Source organism: Haloplanus sp. GDY1, assembly GCF_023703775.1.
Classification (GTDB): Archaea; Halobacteriota; Halobacteria; order Halobacteriales; family Haloferacaceae; genus Haloplanus; species Haloplanus halophilus.
This window is the reverse complement of record NZ_CP098516.1, coordinates 149,770-163,815: the sequence shown is the minus strand read 5'-3', so window position 1 is coordinate 163,815 and position 14,046 is coordinate 149,770. Positions and strand designations below refer to the sequence as shown.

General features: G+C 60.4%; 22 protein-coding genes. 2 read left to right on the top strand and 20 right to left on the bottom strand.

Going from position 1 to position 14,046, the window contains the following annotated elements; translation table 11 throughout:
- The first annotated feature begins 700 nt into the window (after nt 1-700).
- Nucleotides 701-1,699: a hypothetical protein gene (locus tag NBT67_RS17525; RefSeq protein WP_251344601.1), complete on the top strand. Its 999-nt coding sequence runs from the start codon at nt 701-703 to the stop codon at nt 1,697-1,699.
- A gap of 39 nt (nt 1,700-1,738) precedes the next feature.
- On the opposite strand, the gene NBT67_RS17520 is transcribed toward NBT67_RS17525, so the two are convergent.
- From NBT67_RS17520 to NBT67_RS17510, 3 genes are read right to left on the bottom strand one after another with little or no spacing between them, the layout of a single operon-like run.
- Nucleotides 1,739-2,047 carry a hypothetical protein gene (locus NBT67_RS17520; RefSeq protein WP_251344600.1) on the bottom strand — a complete coding sequence of 103 codons (309 nt, stop codon included), beginning with the start codon at nt 2,045-2,047 and terminating at the stop codon, nt 1,739-1,741.
- A gap of 59 nt (nt 2,048-2,106) precedes the next feature.
- The gene (locus NBT67_RS17515; RefSeq protein ID WP_251344599.1) at nt 2,107-2,496 is read right to left on the bottom strand and encodes a DUF8129 domain-containing protein; all 390 of its coding nucleotides are present in this window, start codon (nt 2,494-2,496) and stop codon (nt 2,107-2,109) included.
- A gap of 5 nt (nt 2,497-2,501) precedes the next feature.
- Complete coding sequence (locus NBT67_RS17510) at nt 2,502-2,924, bottom strand: hypothetical protein (RefSeq protein ID WP_251344598.1); 423 nt, start codon at nt 2,922-2,924, stop codon at nt 2,502-2,504.
- Nucleotides 2,925-3,025: 101 nt separating this feature from the next.
- Between NBT67_RS17510 and NBT67_RS17505 the strand changes: the two genes are divergently transcribed.
- Nucleotides 3,026-3,496 (top strand): hypothetical protein, encoded by a 471-nt coding sequence (locus NBT67_RS17505; RefSeq protein WP_251344597.1) that lies wholly within the window; start codon nt 3,026-3,028, stop codon nt 3,494-3,496.
- A gap of 37 nt (nt 3,497-3,533) precedes the next feature.
- Here NBT67_RS17505 and NBT67_RS17500 read toward each other — a convergent pair whose 3' ends face one another.
- From NBT67_RS17500 to NBT67_RS17420, 17 genes are all read right to left on the bottom strand, one after another.
- Entirely contained in the window at nt 3,534-4,115 is a 582-nt protein-coding gene (locus NBT67_RS17500) for a DUF7995 family protein (protein ID WP_251344596.1), read from the bottom strand.
- Nucleotides 4,116-4,143: 28 nt separating this feature from the next.
- The gene (locus tag NBT67_RS17495) at nt 4,144-4,395 is read right to left on the bottom strand and encodes a hypothetical protein (protein ID WP_251344595.1); all 252 of its coding nucleotides are present in this window, start codon (nt 4,393-4,395) and stop codon (nt 4,144-4,146) included.
- Nucleotides 4,396-4,826: 431 nt separating this feature from the next.
- Nucleotides 4,827-5,240 carry a TRAM domain-containing protein gene (locus NBT67_RS17490; protein WP_251344594.1) on the bottom strand — a complete coding sequence of 138 codons (414 nt, stop codon included), beginning with the start codon at nt 5,238-5,240 and terminating at the stop codon, nt 4,827-4,829.
- Between the two features lie 54 nt (nt 5,241-5,294).
- Nucleotides 5,295-5,447, bottom strand: a complete 153-nt coding sequence (locus tag NBT67_RS17485; RefSeq protein WP_128081515.1) for a DUF7837 family putative zinc-binding protein — start codon at nt 5,445-5,447, stop codon at nt 5,295-5,297.
- A 170-nt stretch (nt 5,448-5,617) separates the two neighbouring features.
- Nucleotides 5,618-6,676 (bottom strand): DUF6610 family protein, encoded by a 1,059-nt coding sequence (locus tag NBT67_RS17480; protein WP_251344593.1) that lies wholly within the window; start codon nt 6,674-6,676, stop codon nt 5,618-5,620.
- A gap of 63 nt (nt 6,677-6,739) precedes the next feature.
- The gene (locus tag NBT67_RS17475) at nt 6,740-8,140 is read right to left on the bottom strand and encodes an XF1762 family protein (RefSeq protein WP_251344592.1); all 1,401 of its coding nucleotides are present in this window, start codon (nt 8,138-8,140) and stop codon (nt 6,740-6,742) included.
- Nucleotides 8,141-8,174: 34 nt separating this feature from the next.
- On the bottom strand, nt 8,175-8,471 hold the full coding sequence (locus NBT67_RS17470; RefSeq protein ID WP_251344591.1) for a hypothetical protein: 297 nt from the start codon (nt 8,469-8,471) through the stop codon (nt 8,175-8,177).
- Complete coding sequence (locus NBT67_RS17465) at nt 8,471-8,929, bottom strand: hypothetical protein (RefSeq protein ID WP_251344590.1); 459 nt, start codon at nt 8,927-8,929, stop codon at nt 8,471-8,473. Before NBT67_RS17465 ends, NBT67_RS17470 begins: the two co-directional genes overlap by 1 nt.
- Nucleotides 8,929-9,102, bottom strand: a complete 174-nt coding sequence (locus tag NBT67_RS17460) for a hypothetical protein (RefSeq protein ID WP_251344589.1) — start codon at nt 9,100-9,102, stop codon at nt 8,929-8,931. Before NBT67_RS17460 ends, NBT67_RS17465 begins: the two co-directional genes overlap by 1 nt.
- Nucleotides 9,102-9,386, bottom strand: coding sequence for a hypothetical protein (locus NBT67_RS17455; RefSeq protein ID WP_251344588.1), 285 nt, complete (start codon nt 9,384-9,386; stop codon nt 9,102-9,104). The genes NBT67_RS17460 and NBT67_RS17455 overlap by 1 nt, the downstream gene beginning before the upstream one ends.
- Nucleotides 9,383-9,673, bottom strand: a complete 291-nt coding sequence (locus tag NBT67_RS17450) for a hypothetical protein (RefSeq protein WP_251344587.1) — start codon at nt 9,671-9,673, stop codon at nt 9,383-9,385. The genes NBT67_RS17455 and NBT67_RS17450 overlap by 4 nt, the downstream gene beginning before the upstream one ends.
- Nucleotides 9,674-9,790: 117 nt before the next feature.
- Nucleotides 9,791-10,528 (bottom strand): cytochrome c3 family protein, encoded by a 738-nt coding sequence (locus tag NBT67_RS17445; protein WP_251344586.1) that lies wholly within the window; start codon nt 10,526-10,528, stop codon nt 9,791-9,793.
- Nucleotides 10,529-10,584: 56 nt separating this feature from the next.
- Nucleotides 10,585-10,998: a hypothetical protein gene (locus NBT67_RS17440; protein ID WP_251344585.1), complete on the bottom strand. Its 414-nt coding sequence runs from the start codon at nt 10,996-10,998 to the stop codon at nt 10,585-10,587.
- Nucleotides 10,999-11,234: 236 nt separating this feature from the next.
- Nucleotides 11,235-12,140 (bottom strand): hypothetical protein, encoded by a 906-nt coding sequence (locus NBT67_RS17435; protein ID WP_251344584.1) that lies wholly within the window; start codon nt 12,138-12,140, stop codon nt 11,235-11,237.
- Nucleotides 12,141-12,219: 79 nt separating this feature from the next.
- Complete coding sequence (locus NBT67_RS17430) at nt 12,220-12,486, bottom strand: hypothetical protein (RefSeq protein ID WP_251344583.1); 267 nt, start codon at nt 12,484-12,486, stop codon at nt 12,220-12,222.
- 749 nt (nt 12,487-13,235) lie between these two features.
- Complete coding sequence (locus tag NBT67_RS17425; RefSeq protein WP_251344582.1) at nt 13,236-13,589, bottom strand: hypothetical protein; 354 nt, start codon at nt 13,587-13,589, stop codon at nt 13,236-13,238.
- 121 nt (nt 13,590-13,710) lie between these two features.
- Entirely contained in the window at nt 13,711-14,043 is a 333-nt protein-coding gene (locus NBT67_RS17420) for a zinc finger domain-containing protein (protein ID WP_251344581.1), read from the bottom strand.
- Nucleotides 14,044-14,046: the final 3 nt, after the last annotated feature.

Sequence of the window (14,046 nt, the reverse complement as noted above, 5' to 3'; positions counted from 1 at the left end):
AAGGATATACCCTCGGAGTCCGTATATATTTGAACCAAGACTACGCCACCCGGTCAGGAGCATCTGTGCGGACAGGTGACGAGGTTGAGATTACCCCTACACACGGGGTGACCTCTGCTACCGTCACGCTGACACTTTTAGGAGGGTGTTCCGTGGAATCCCTCGGATGGTACCGGGGGGAGCCACTCCGTTGCAGATGTCCCGGAAAGTGCCGTAGTCTGGGAACCTCTTGTCGAGGATACCGATTGTTGGTCCACGGGACGGGCTGTTCGTCAAATTCTCTTCGACATATCCATCCTCGGTGGCGAGATGGTTCAGTGGGCCACCGCGAGGACAGCCGTTGAGAGGACATACACCGCGGCCGAGAGTACGCGGTTTTGCGGGGGGAGAGAACGTGAGGGCTCGAATCTCTTTTTGTGGACTCGACGCGTAGAGTATCTGAGCGATACGAGATCGCCACAACCCTCCCAAGCCATCCATCATGCCTTACCTCGCGATGCGTCCGAACAGCGACCGGGTTCTTCCCTTGGACGTAGGAGACGATGACACGGTCCTCTGCCCACTCTGCGAAGAGCCACTCGGCGTTCGCCGGTCGCACTACAATCGGGGGCGATTCGTCTCGAAGCATTTCGTCCACCCGCGAGGCTCAAAGTGTCCGGGCGAGTCGAACCTGCACGCCAAACTCAAGACGATCGCGGCGATGAAACTCCGCGAGATCTTTGAGACAGCGTCAGTGGAACACGAGAAACAGATTCCGGGGACGGATCGGATTGCGGACGTCGTCGCGACGTTCACTGCGGAACTATTCCCGTTCGGGAAGGGTCTCATCGTGGAGATCCAGCACAAGCACGATGACAAGGAGATCGGCCCGATTTCCTGGGAGTACCTGAACGCGGGATATTCGGTATTCTGGGCGTACCAGTCCGATTTCGAGGGCCACGACATGACGTTCGCCGAGCACCGCGTCAAGCGCCCGTGGCCCCACGCGGTTCCTCTCGTGGAGGGAGTCGAGGGCTACCCAGCGAGCGTGCAACGATTGCTAGAGCCTGACCCAATCGAGGAGGTGCGCATGGAGGTATCGTTCCCGGCAGAGTATCTCCGCGCTCACGCGCTTGAAGTCATCCCCCCGCTACGCGGCTACTATGATGAGGGGCAGTCTCCGGCGGGATGGGAACGGATCGACACAGTCTCGTTGCACGGGAAGGGCCGCGAGCGAGCCTGGGTGAACGTCCTGCGGTCGCCGTCGAATCATATCTTCCTCGAGTTCTGGAAGCGAGACGCCAAGCGCGGAAACTCGGAGTACCTAATCACGCATATCGGCAGTGAGTTTCCTGAGCGGTTCGAGGCATTCATGGAAGACGCACGGATGTGGTTCAAATCAGAAGACATCGACCAGCAGGTTGCGCATTGGGTGGGGGGCGCGTCGGTGAGTTTTCGAGGAACGACGCTGTGCGAATCCTGGCTCTCGTTGGTGATGGTCCCATTCGGCCCGGTGAAGTTCGTGGTCGCCCGCCGGGACACGAAGGGGAACACGCGGACGTGGGCGGTGAACTATCGAAGGGGCGATCTCGGCCGGTTGGCGGCGTTACGACACCCGATCCGGCGCTTGTTCGGAGAAGAGCTCACAGACACGGGAACGAAAATGGAGACTGGGAAACCGACGACAGACCGTACTCGGACCGCAAGCAATCCACAATAGATGGTGTGGGAGTAGACTGGCTTTGCCTGCTCGTTGAACCTATGGAGAATTGCGGCGGTCGAGTTCTTTGTTCACATCAGCGAGGATATCCTCAAGACGTGTCTGCAGTTGTTCTACTGAGAGTGGCGGCGGTTCAACGCCGTCGGTTTGGAGTTCATCGGCGAACGCGATAATCCCCTCTGTAAGTTCCCGGCGTGACTCTCGTTGCCGGAGCTGTTCCCGAGCATTTCCGTCGATACTGATAGGTTCGCCACATGCCGGGCACTGCCAGTCGAACATCGTCTCAGTGGAGTCGTAGCGATGAGCGTCGACTGTCTCACCACAGTGAGAACACGTCGTTATGGGCATAGAACGGCTTTCTATAGCAAGCCACAAAAACGAGGCGTCGCCGAGGTCTGTACGTGATATTAGAGTTCGGTCCAGGAGGGCGGTGTGGGGGCCTGTTCGATTCCGGCTGGTTCCTGTTCGTGGACGAGCGCGAGAAGACTTGACGAGGGGATCGGTGGTTCCTTCGATGACCCAACCCCGACTGCGGAAGTGGAGCTGGATGTGGCACCTGACTCCGCTTGGCTGTGTGGCGGCGTCTCCCCACGTTCCTCGGAGATGGCGTCGCGGCGCTCGATTAATCGCCGGATGATGCCTCCCCGGTTACGGTTCGCTCGCTCGTACTCGAGGTACTGTTCGACGATTTCGACCGTCTCCATCATCCCGATTGCTGGCCTGATGACCCGGTAGTTCGATGTGTCGAGGAGTTTCTCAGGAGGGAGTTGTTCGAGAATAGCGGCGTCGTGGCTCATCACGATCACACTCGCGTACGCTCACGGCTGACAGGCGTTGCTGTCTTCGGGGCCGTGAACCGTCCCCATGCAGCGAGGTGAGTACAGACCTCGTCGACGACGTACTCGATGGCCTGCCTTGTCGAAATATCCCTGGGCGGGATCTCGACGATGTTGACGAGTTCGAGGGCGTCATCGACCCGGATGTGCGGATGAACCTGATAGAGGGCTTCGACGACGGCCTTCGTGAGCGTCTCTGGATCAGCTGTGTGGCGGTCTCTATCGTTGAGGCGTTCCATCACGATAGCGCTGAGAAGTTGCACACGCCGGGCGGCGGCGATGCTCGCGTCGACGGGGTCTTCGTTCGGGTTCGGGGTGGTCGGCGTCGGCTGGTGATCGCTCGTCGTTCGGCTGGCGGTTGTGGGTGCGCTAGTAGTTTCTGTATCCATGGAGCAGGTCCCTCCACCGACTCGAGGGCAACAAACGGGCGCGAGAGTCGTTTCCTACGCAACTACTAAACCGAATGCTGCGTAAACTGTTGCGTAGGAAAATGCCCACGGACGCGTCTGAAAGCAACGATGAGGAGTTTCCCAACCCTCCAGACGAGCTGGCGAACTGGGTTGTTGATCCACTCCAGTCGCAGAGCATTCCGAAGCTCGAGCGCGTTATCGAATACGCCGAGGAGTTGATCGCGTACAAGTCGAGGCCCGTTTCGTCAGCGGAGACTAGCAGTACTGAGAGTGATGCGGGGGGAGGTGAGACGGTTGAAACCCTACCACAGAAACAGCAGTCAGCTCAGGATCGCCAGCGCCGACAGAAGGAGATCGAGACGATGTCGAAGTCGGAGCGAATCGCGCTCTCGGATGAGGAATTGCGAAGGTACGGGACGGTTGAGATACGCAAGCTCGATTGCGGGCCCGGCTGCAAGCAGTGTCCCCACGGCCCTTACCGCTACTGCGTCTACCGAAACAGCAAGGGGACAGTCACCTCGAAGTATGCGGGGAAAGCGGGTAGTGAGTGATGGCGTCGTCGGCGTTGTTCTGCCGGGGACTGGGTGATTAGTAGTGGACATCGACGGGCGTGACGAACCATTCCCGGTCGCCCTCGTGGGTGTCTCCGGTTGCGATGTTTTCGAGGAGGGTGCGGTATTCTGAAGGAGCGCGAATGGCCGTTCCGTATTCGTCGTACAGGTAGAACACTGGACCACTGTACCCCCCGACGCCGTGCATCGCATACCGGACATCGCCGGTGTAGGTGTCGATATAGTCGTCTTCGTCGGTCGCGAGACCAAGGGGGTTCCACGGTTCGACGGTGGCCTCGACGCTCGGGCCTTCTAGAATCTCCTCGTCGGTGAGCTGCTCGAAGGCGCTACGGATGACTGCGAGTTTCCGCGAGAGTTCGTTCATCGTCGAGTGCCACGCACCTTCGATGAGGTCGTTTCCGGTGTCGCTGTCGGCCCGGACGGAGCCGACGTCACGGATCTCTTCGGGGAGCGAGTCGCTCCATCGACCGCCGTCGGTCATGAGCGTGCCGTAGTCGAATGTGGGATACAGTGGTGCCTCGTAGCCCTCGAAGAGGCCACGGGCGATTCCTGTTGCGTCCTCAGCGCAGTGGGCCTGCGAGACGACGCGTATGAGCATGTGCATGAGTGGGTAGAGAAGAGGGCGATCAGATCTGGTTCTCCAAATCGGGTGAGAGGAAGAACGCCTCGTTGTCGGGATTCATTCCGAACAGCGCGCCGGGGCCGTTGCCTTCGGGATCCATCGAGGGGTACAGGAGGATGCCCGATTCGAGTTCGATGACGGGTGGTGAATCCCCACGTCGGGCGCTCCAGTCTTCGCGTTCGAGTTCTGAATCGGTCATCCCTCGGATAGCGACGATTCGCTGTCCTTCGATCTGGTCGTCGGTGTTGGGTTCCATTTTGGAATGGCCTCCGCTGCGCGGGGCCGGACAAACGGGTGCGAGTTAGCTGTCGCCGGAGGGTGAATTCAGCAAAAGGGCATGATGTGCTATACGTTCAGACTTCGTCTTATTTCCCGGGCGTACCGGCCGCCGACTCAGGTGATTCCAGCGAACCAGAGAACTGCATAGGTCATGGTCAGAACGGACAGTATGATACCGATGATGCCCAGAATACGTCCCTGTTCTTCACTCATACTGGTCACCAGAACCGGCACATCATCACTCTGCTGATTGGGCAGTAGAATGTTGCTTACACCCTCTGTATTGAACGAATCACTTCGGCGAGCTGTCACCCGTCGTTACCGCAGCCCGTGCAGACCACAAGTAGCGACAGGAGAGGGCACACGCCAACGTCTGTCGCGGATTACGGATGAACGAGGAGGAGGGTGTCAGTCGTAGTAACTGACGCGCTCGACAACATCCGCGAAGGCGACGTTTTCTCGCACGTCAGTGATCTCGATGGTGACGCGTTCACCCTGTTCAGTGTCAGGAACAATGACGACGAAGCCTCGCTCGACACGAGTGATACCGTCGCCTTGGTCGCCAATGTCTCCGATTTCGACGGTGCGCAGCTCACCTTCCTCAACAGGCGGGGTCTGTGGCGTTTGCTCGGGGTGCGATTCTGCCTGAGTCTCGTTGGCGTCGTCGGTCACCGGTGATGGGAGAACGGCCACACGATACGTCTCGCCCGCCTGAAGATTGTCGAGTCGAATCTCTTGCTCAGGTATCTCAACGACATACGAGCCGTCTCGCTCTTCAGCAGAGGCGGAGAACAGACAGCGAAGTTGATCGGAAATCTCCATTAGTGGACTCTCAGACAAGTCACGCGAGGGAATACACTTGATTCTGCTGTTGGCCTACTCCGGCGCGACGACCTCGCCACACGCAGGACACTCGGCCCACGTGCCTTCGGTCCCGTCAGCCTTTTCGTAGTCAATGAGCCGCCACGCAGTAGCGATTCGCTCACCGCAATCCGGACAGCGACCGAGTAGCTGCGTGTCGTCGGGCATGGAAGGGGATGGAAGGAGCGTGTGACAGTGTTCCTTCCAATCGTATGTCTGGCGGCCTCGAATCTAAGGCTTCGGCGAGATTTCGCTCTCTGGGCCAAACCGAGATTCGGGTGAAAATACTCACCACAGGCGAATTCCAATCACGATTATCGCCGGTCGGACAAGGTCAGTCACACTCGCTCCTCGGCGACGCTATTCCACAGCCCCTCGTAGTACTCGACGTAGTCGCGCTCGGTCTGAGAGCGATACGCGAGCGTTCGGCCGTCCTCGTAGGTGACGACGATGGCGTGCTCAATGGGATAGGTTTCGTCATCGTCGAAGTCGACGCGTGTCTCCCATTCGTCCGGGCCAGAGAGAGGGTCGGGTTCGCTGATATCTCCGCCTGTGGCTGCCCATACGGCGTCGTCGGGCTCTCTGACAGCGGTGCCGTGACGCTCACGGAGTGTGGGTCTAATGGGCCACACGCCGGGTGCCTCCCAGTAGGATCGCATCTCACGGAGGCTTCTACGAACGGTACTGCGAATCGAGAGATGGTCGGCGCGCTGCCATCCGTCTCGCGACCAGAATTCGCCGTTGTAGGCCACTTTGTGGGCGCCGTTCCAATCGAGTCCGATGATATCAGCGGGTGGATCGCCGGCGAGCGTTGGCTGGGTGAGCTGCTGGATGACGGCCCACTGCTTCGGTGGACTTGCGCCGAGGAGATGCACACGCTGGCCGCGCCAGTCGGCTACCTCGGAGAAATCGTCCGCAAGGATGTCCGAATACCCCATTGAGTAACCGAGTACGAGCGGCGTCCCTGGGATCTCTGCGTCCCCGATGATGTCGATGGCCCCGCGGCATTTCGGGACGATGATGAGTGTCGCGTCTGGGTAGTCTGCTTTGAGGTCGCGTGCGGCGTCGACGAAGCGATAGGCGGCTTCGGGCGTGGGGGCGTCGCCGATCACACCGATTTCGGGTTCGTACGTTCGGAAGGTTTCGAGATACCGCTCGAGGTCGGGTCTGTGGAAGTCGTTATCGAGCATTCCGAGGGGGACGTCGACGTTGCGGAGGTGGTCGATCTGGAGGCGACAGTCTTCGCGGATGCCGGTGACGAACCCGAGTTCGTGTGCGTCGGTCGCGAAGGGATGACGCGAGAGGAAGGCGACGTACTCAGCGCGGCGTGCGGCCTCGATATCGAGGGCTCGTATCGTCGATTCCGATGTCGCGTGCTGTGGTTGGGCGTGTGCCATGGTTCAGGTAAGAGGTGGTAATCGGCTGGCGGCGCACAGAGTCGCCGCTGACAAACGAGCTGGTCACGCCGAAGACGGCGTCTGCGATGGGCTCACCATGCCCGTTCCGACCGAGTCAGTCCCGAAACCGATGGGCGTGGTGAGGCCATCGAGTGCACTGGTCGCGGTGGGGCTCTCGAGGCGAGACTCGACGGTCGCGTATCCGTGGAGCGATGCCCACTCGACGGCGTCGGCGATGAGCGCGCGGAGAGCATTCACTGGATAGGCAAGCACGTCCGGCTCTATCGCCACAGACGACAGCGTGACGGCCGCCGTGTTATTCCGTGGGTTCTGCTCCACGGAGTAGTCACGGACGGCGAGCACGGTCACCAGAGCGTCCTCGGGCGTCCGGTAGCCGAAGCAGGCGACGAGCGGAGCGTGGGTTGTTTCTCGGGGGACGCCCCCGTCTGGACCCCGTTCTTCGAGGAGCGCCTGTGCGTCCGGGGAGAGGCTGGCTCCTCGGCGGTCTGGACTCTCTTCACGGGTCTGGATGAGGTCGTCCTGCACGATGTTTCGGGGTAATGCACATACAGAACTGCGTGCTGTGCCCCGGTCGGTGAGTTGAGACTGTTCGGCGTCAACGCGACCAGCGGGCCGCCGGGCTTCGAGCGGGTGGTCGGACAGGTGACGGGCGTAGCGGCGCTTCCGGTACGTTCCACCACCGACACGCCCGCTGCGGGAGTGCCACTTGCTTCGGTCTGCGGTAGTGGTGTCGAGGTGGTCGAACCCGGCGGCCTGATACATCGTTCCCTCGTTGTCGTTCTGGACGCCGGCGTACGTGAGGAGTCGGTCGTAGCCTTCGAGCGTCGCCCATCGGCAACATCGTGAGAGGAGCCAGGACCCGGTGTTCGCAGGCCGGTCGGGATGAGCGGCGAAGCGGTACAGTTCGAGGGTGCGCCCATCGGCGTTGTGTCGTCCGCTCGGGCGGCCGAGGACTGCCATCGCGACGTCTCTCTCATCGTAGACTGCGGTGAGCGCGATTCGGAACGGCTTGGTGACGGGGTCGTGCCGATATTGGACGGTTGGGTGTTTCAGAAACCCGTTGACCCGCTCGCGAGCGCCGCGTCCACGTTCGGCGCGAAGCTCGAGGTAGCTGGTCGCGGGTGCTCCACCTGGGGAGACAAGTCGGGGGTCGCAATCGCGATAGGTCTGATGGGCCTCGTAGTCGGCGAGGGAGTCGAAGCCAGTTGCGACGATGACGACCTCACCAGAGTCAACCATCGCATCCATATCGTCCGTGTCGGGCGTGGTGATGGCAGAGGGATGCCCGAGACAGAGTGGGCTACCCGGCGGGATGTACCACTCGAACATCGGTGTGGCGTCGTCGCTGAGGTAGCGACCGACGGCGTCGAGATAGGGAAAGGCAACGATGTCGCCGGGGCGAAGCGGCCGTATTACTCTGGACTGGGGGTGATGGAGATGCACAGTTCTGGGTGTGGTGAGAGGTCTGGGGTGGGAGTCAGGCGCTCGCCCAGCCGAAGAAGAGGTACGTGTTGTCGCCGAGGTGGATGCAGCCGGCGGGCCCCCACTTGCTGTCGATACGTGGATCTTGTTCGCGGATGAGCTGGCTGGCGTAGTCGTCGGGGTCGGCATCACCGACTTCTTCGACCGGAATCTCGGTGAACGACGTCTTCTCGGCTATCGTCCCAGTGTAGCCGGCGCGCCCGTGGTGGTATTGGGCATCCTCGACGGCGTTCTGGAAGGCACTCTTGGCGTCTCGACCACTCGCTCGCGTGAAGAACGTATGCGCCCCCATTAGCGGGCCTCCTCGTCGAGGCTGTCCCCGAGGTAGACGCCAGCGGCGTCGTCGGGCGGCCAGTTGTCCCGGCGTGCTTCGTTGGTGGCCCAGACAGCGAACTCGATATCGGAGACGCGTTCGCTCCCGGCGATGTGGTGTTCGTGGCTTCGGCCAATCGTTTCGAGATCGCGACCGAGGTGGAACCAGGCGTACTCGGTGACGACTCGCTCGGGGTTCAGGAGAACTTCCGGTGGGACAGCGAACGCTTCGTGGTCACAGAAGGCCCACATCTCGTCGCCGGAACGCGTCTCCCGATCTCCTGTTGACTGATAGGTGAGTGTGATTTCGTCGGCGGCTTCGTCAACGCGAATGACGCGGACGATGTGGCCGCCGTCCCTTGTGATGAAGACCATTCCGGGGTGAAGTTGCTCGAAAATCGGCTCCTCGCCGTCGAAGACGTGGGTGGGCCTGCTCATCAGTAGAACTCCACGTTGTGGCTCTCGCACTCCTCACACCAGCAGGCGCGCGTCTCGAGTTGTTGATGCTCTATTCCGTCGAGGTATCCGTTCCCGTCAAATATACGCGTCTCTGTTCCGTCGACTTCGTGGACGAACGCGACGGTCTGGCCACAGTCGAGGCACTCAGGCATCATCGCCCCTCCGTGGTGCCTGTGTGGTGAGCCGGAACGAGGTCGTCGTAGGTGCGGTCTTCACCGCAGTCGACGCAGAAGACACCGTTCTCGCCGATGTCCGACCCCGTGATGGGGCCGTCTTTGCTGGCCTCGACGTCTACGTGCCCGTTCTCGAAGCGATGCACACCGCCGAACTGGACCTGGTGGATTATCCACGAGAACCGATCACCGCCACATTCGGGACAGGCGAGGAACCCACTCCAGGTCTCGGTCTCGGCCTCTCGATCGGTGCGCGGGGTCATTGGGGAACTCCCAGGCGAACGTCGCCGAGGTTGTATTGGTCGACGAGGCCGGCTGCGTCGAGAATGGCGCTGACAAGGTTTACCCCGCAGCGGTAGGCTTCGTGGTCGGTTCGGGCGACGACATCCTGTGTAACTTCGATTGTCCCTGAGTCGAGTTCACACACGTCGCGAGCGGCGACGAACTCGTCGGCAATCTCGCGGTCGGTATTCTGGAGTGTTATCACGACGACGATGTCGTATATGCCGGTGGGGGTGGTCGTCTCGCTGGACGTGTCAGTAGTAGGCATTTCAGTTTGGTTCCTCCACCGTTTCGAGGGACACAAACCGGCTGAAAATAGCGGACGTAGTCTATTAGCGAAATTTGGGCTTAGTCGTCCTCGATCTCTTAGGCACGAAATCCCGTGTTAAGATGTAATAGCCGGCCTCACCGTGTATGCGAACGCCGGGACGATCCAGAGTTCCGCTTCTGTACTTCCGTATTCGGGACGTGTGTACTCCTCGGGATCGTCAGGGACGTTGTATCCGTCGATGAGGGCTACGAACTCGCTGGCCGCCGTGATTGGGGCGCCCTCCGCGTCAAGAAGATAGAACCAGGGTGAGGTCGGTATTTCCTCGACCGGGTCGTCGAGCCAGTCCGTCCGATTCCGTGCCTTGTTGAACAGGCGGAGGCCGTCTTCGCTGGCGACGGGCACAGCATCGGGGAGCGAGCCCCATCCGTTGGTGAACGGTCGGATGGTAGACTCGGAGGTCTCGTGGACGAGGATGAACGTCCGGCCGTCGAATCCAGTTGGGAGGTCGGGCTTGGTCTCGCGATCATCCAGAGCGTAGGTGGCCTTGATGATTGCTTCGTAGCGTGAGCAGGCGGGTACGACGACGAACGCGAGGTCATCGATGGTAGTCTCGTAGCCAACAGCGATGTCGTCGAATTCGGGTACGTAGGCCTCGGGACGCGCGTTGGCTTCCGCGAGCTCGCGTTCGCAGTCCGCACAGTAAATCTCGCTTTCGGGAATCGGACGGTCGCAGTTGTCGCACTCGGTGGTGGTGTGGTGCGAATTCGGGTCGTCTGGGCCGTAGTGTTCGTCTTCGTAGTAGGTGTCGCCGAAGTCCTCGGCGCTGTAGTAGGTGCGGTCGTCGGTAGTCATAGGAGGGTGCCTCGAACCCTCTCTAGTTCACTATCCTACTTAAGTGAGACTCGGGCTCACGCTTCGTCGTCGTTATCTTGTTCGTGCTGTCGGCGCTGCTCGACCTCGAACATGAAGCGGGCGTTGGCTTGGTCGCCGTTGAGCGTTCGCTGATCGAGTGCGGTATCGGCGAACAGCGTCCCCTGGAGGCCCGGTGCTGTCTTGAGGGAATCAGGGTTGGATCGCCCAGAGCGGATTGCCGAGAGCGGCCGGTCGTCGATGAACTCGTCGCTGCCCCCGGTCTCGATTCGCGAGGTTCGCTGGCGAGTGTCGACGTCGACACCGTGATGAAAGAGCGTTGTCTCGAAAGGCTCGTCGTCGAGAGCGAGGAGGCCATGTTCGTCGACCGTCTTGGTCTTGCTCTTAGCGTTCGTCTCGGAGCCGGAGTCAGAGTCGATGACGAAGACTGACTGATGGTGGACGGTGAACAAGCGGTTCGGCGTGCTGGCGTTGGCTGTATCGGTACTCATGGTTGTTGTTAGAAGTGGTTGTCTGGTGGCCGCGTCGTCGAGGCCAAGCAGGAGTGACCCGACGGTAGCCGGGGTAGAACGGAACGGACCGGGGCGGAACGGGTTGCGGTGAGACAGTTCCTCGACGGCTGACCCCGCGATTTTGACGGGGGCACAAACAGAGCATGAATGTGACTTCGAGGACTGGGCGTGCTCGTCTAGACGTGGAAGTGCCAGTTCACGACTGAGCTCCACGGGCCGCCCCAGTCCCCACCGGATTCTTCGATTTTGTAGTCATGGACCCCGCTGAGGAAGGTGACGATGAGGTGGTCAGCGTTCATACCCGGGTCGAGTTCTCCGGTGATAGTGATGTCCCCGTATCGTGCGCCGAGTCGTCCTGCATACTCGGGCGTACAGGTCGTCTCGTCGATGGTGTATGCAAGGGCGATGACGGCTTCGCCGTTGGTCACATCGAGATAGTTGATGCCGTAGTAGCCGCACTCGTGGGTGTAATGCAGCGCGCCGGTGATGCTGAAGGTCCCGTCGGATTCGATGACGGGCTTGTCCAAGTAGTCGATATCTAGGTACGCGAGCAGCGGGCTGTTCTTCCGGTCGGCGTGAGGGGCGTTCGTGACTTTGACATCCTGAAGACCGTGGTTCGCGGCGGTAAGCGGGCCGAGATACGCGCGGTAGTCGAGCTCTTGCCACTGTTCATCGCCACCGCGTCCGCGTTCTGGTTCGACATTGGCGGGGAGGACTCCAGGGCCGACGAGCGAGGTTGGTCCACCGGGCGTTGCCGTCTGCTCGTCACCCTTCTTTGGTGTCTCCTCATGGCCGCGATCGGTGTCGTCATTGATTCCACTCGCACTTGATCCAGAGCCAGACGGGGGGGTCGCTGTTCCGGGCGTGGTCATCGGTTGGTCTGCGGCGACGGGGTCTGCTCCGAGAAGACCGAGACAGCCGGAGAGACTACTCGCTGTGAGGAAACCCGCGCCAGCGAGGACTGTTCGGCGGGTTATCTTCTCCATCGTCCCGGTATCTCCCGTCGTCGGGGTTGGCGTCGCGGCGGTTGCTGTCGGTGCGTCGGTGCTTCTGGTACTGGTGGTGGGGGCAGAGTTGGTCATCGGAGGGTGTTCTCGGATTAGGGTTACACGGTGGTGTTGTGCCGTGGAAGCCGAACGGTGGCTACACTGGCCCGGAGTGTCAATCGATATTCGAGCGATTAGCTCGCCTTTCTCGGTTTTCTCTGAGTTGTCGTTCTTCACACTCAGAGAGTGCTTCTTCGGGGATGCTGAGGTACTTGAGCGCCCACTCTTCGATTTCAGGGAGCGTCATTGGGTGGGGGAGCTCGTGATGCCCGACCGGGCGAGCGAGAAAGGTTCCGTCACCGTCGCGCAGATCCTCGTTTAGGTACCCAAGAAAGTACCGTTCAAGTCCATTCACTCCTGGTCCATCCATGATGGTAATCATATCAAATGAGTCAGAAGGCACGTCAGAATTGAGGCTGAGTGTGGGATATTCAGAGGATATGTTCACGTCGGTAGTAGGGCCAGTTCGGGCTTAAGTTCGCGCAGACCACATTCAATGTGGTAATGTAGTGGCTGTTGTGAGATGTTCTATCGTTGCGTAGGACACATGTTATGGCGGCCGGTCCGCCGGCGACCCACCCCTATTTCGAGTTGTAAGCGGTTAGCGACACCCCTATTTCGTCTTGTAAATACCTCTATTTCGAGCATTTGAGGCACTGTACGTGGATTCAGTCGATTTTGGCGTCGTGTTTGCGGTCGCGGTGTTGGGCATACACTCGGCAGAAGCGTTGTCGGCGATTCCGGAGGCTTGATTGAGCACTCCGGGCTTTGCGAGCACGGTCGAACGCGAAGGGATCGCGATACTGGATGTGAGTTGGGATTGTGACTCGGGCGAGGTCACCGCTGATGGAGACGCCGAGTTCGCGGAGATGTCGCTTGAGAATAGCTTCAGTGGCGTCGATCTGCGACCGGAGTGAACGGAGTACCCGTTCCTGGCCTGTGGTGTCTTCATCGCGAGCATCGTAGTCGATGGCGTCCAAGTCGATGTCTTCCCACCGGGGGATGTCTTGGTTGGGCACAGTCACCGCGTGGAGTTGTCGCTGGTCACAGCCTGTTGGCGGAACCAGATTTGTGGATGGAATATGACCCGAGCAGGCGTGGCGTCTGGGGAGTCTGCGAGGACGCCCATGATCAGGCTCCGGCCTCGGCCGTGCCGGTGTTCGTGTCCCTCGGCGGATTGGGAACGGTCACACCGACGCCCGGTGGATCCGGGTCGTGATCCTGGTTGTGGACGGTGTTATGCCGAGGGTTCACCGAATCTCGTTCCATCTCTTCGTCTTCAGTAGGGCACTCAGAGTCGTACTCGTAGTCTTGGTAGTCGCCGGCGACATAGAGAGCGATTCGACCAGAGATTGTGCCGTCGGCGTGGGCGGTGAACAAGACGTGTTCGGTGTCGTATCCGAATTTGTTGACGGCTAGTTCGTGGAGTTGTTCGGCTTCGTCGCGGACACGCTCGGGCGCGCCCTTTTCGATATCGTAGGTCACGTTTCGAGTCCCTCACCGACTCGGGGGCGACAAACTGACGAGGGAATGTTTATCCTACGCTACAAAGTGAAGTCAGTGGTCAGTTCAGTTGTTGCGTAGGACAGGTCGAATCGCCACACGGTCAAAGCTCCTCGAACGTGAGTTGGCTGGTCGATCCGGACGCTTCGGAGGTCTTGGTGTTGGCCGTTGCTCCCTTCGAGGCCCCGGTGGCTGTCCCTCCCGCCATTTCGGCGAGGGATTCCGCACAGATTTCCAGCGGGCAGTGGCCGTAGTGTCCCTCGGCGACAGCGAGGCGGTCACGGGCGGCGTGTGGATGGACGAAATTCCCGCCGTGTCCCGAGGGACGCTTGCACTTCGTGCCGATGTCGGCTCCACAGGAGGGGCAGTGGACTTCGAGGACGGGGTCTCGAAGCCAGGTCCGGTCGCACGCCTGTCGATTGCAGGAAACGGTCATGAG

What these genes read in the sequence shown, in the direction of transcription:
- NBT67_RS17525 (WP_251344601.1), top strand. Translation starts at nt 701, where the DNA reads ATGAAACTCCGCGAGATCTTTGAGACAGCGTCAGTGGAACACGAGAAA.
- NBT67_RS17520 (WP_251344600.1), bottom strand. Translation starts at nt 2,047, where the DNA reads ATGCCCATAACGACGTGTTCTCACTGTGGTGAGACAGTCGACGCTCAT.
- NBT67_RS17515 (WP_251344599.1), bottom strand. Translation starts at nt 2,496, where the DNA reads ATGAGCCACGACGCCGCTATTCTCGAACAACTCCCTCCTGAGAAACTC.
- NBT67_RS17510 (WP_251344598.1), bottom strand. Translation starts at nt 2,924, where the DNA reads ATGGATACAGAAACTACTAGCGCACCCACAACCGCCAGCCGAACGACG.
- NBT67_RS17505 (WP_251344597.1), top strand. Translation starts at nt 3,026, where the DNA reads ATGCCCACGGACGCGTCTGAAAGCAACGATGAGGAGTTTCCCAACCCT.
- NBT67_RS17500 (WP_251344596.1), bottom strand. Translation starts at nt 4,115, where the DNA reads ATGCTCATACGCGTCGTCTCGCAGGCCCACTGCGCTGAGGACGCAACA.
- NBT67_RS17495 (WP_251344595.1), bottom strand. Translation starts at nt 4,395, where the DNA reads ATGGAACCCAACACCGACGACCAGATCGAAGGACAGCGAATCGTCGCT.
- NBT67_RS17490 (WP_251344594.1), bottom strand. Translation starts at nt 5,240, where the DNA reads ATGGAGATTTCCGATCAACTTCGCTGTCTGTTCTCCGCCTCTGCTGAA.
- NBT67_RS17485 (WP_128081515.1), bottom strand. Translation starts at nt 5,447, where the DNA reads ATGCCCGACGACACGCAGCTACTCGGTCGCTGTCCGGATTGCGGTGAG.
- NBT67_RS17480 (WP_251344593.1), bottom strand. Translation starts at nt 6,676, where the DNA reads ATGGCACACGCCCAACCACAGCACGCGACATCGGAATCGACGATACGA.
- NBT67_RS17470 (WP_251344591.1), bottom strand. Translation starts at nt 8,471, where the DNA reads ATGGGGGCGCATACGTTCTTCACGCGAGCGAGTGGTCGAGACGCCAAG.
- NBT67_RS17465 (WP_251344590.1), bottom strand. Translation starts at nt 8,929, where the DNA reads ATGAGCAGGCCCACCCACGTCTTCGACGGCGAGGAGCCGATTTTCGAG.
- NBT67_RS17460 (WP_251344589.1), bottom strand. Translation starts at nt 9,102, where the DNA reads ATGCCTGAGTGCCTCGACTGTGGCCAGACCGTCGCGTTCGTCCACGAA.
- NBT67_RS17455 (WP_251344588.1), bottom strand. Translation starts at nt 9,386, where the DNA reads ATGACCCCGCGCACCGATCGAGAGGCCGAGACCGAGACCTGGAGTGGG.
- NBT67_RS17450 (WP_251344587.1), bottom strand. Translation starts at nt 9,673, where the DNA reads ATGCCTACTACTGACACGTCCAGCGAGACGACCACCCCCACCGGCATA.
- NBT67_RS17445 (WP_251344586.1), bottom strand. Translation starts at nt 10,528, where the DNA reads ATGACTACCGACGACCGCACCTACTACAGCGCCGAGGACTTCGGCGAC.
- NBT67_RS17435 (WP_251344584.1), bottom strand. Translation starts at nt 12,140, where the DNA reads ATGACCAACTCTGCCCCCACCACCAGTACCAGAAGCACCGACGCACCG.
- NBT67_RS17430 (WP_251344583.1), bottom strand. Translation starts at nt 12,486, where the DNA reads ATGATTACCATCATGGATGGACCAGGAGTGAATGGACTTGAACGGTAC.
- NBT67_RS17420 (WP_251344581.1), bottom strand. Translation starts at nt 14,043, where the DNA reads ATGACCGTTTCCTGCAATCGACAGGCGTGCGACCGGACCTGGCTTCGA.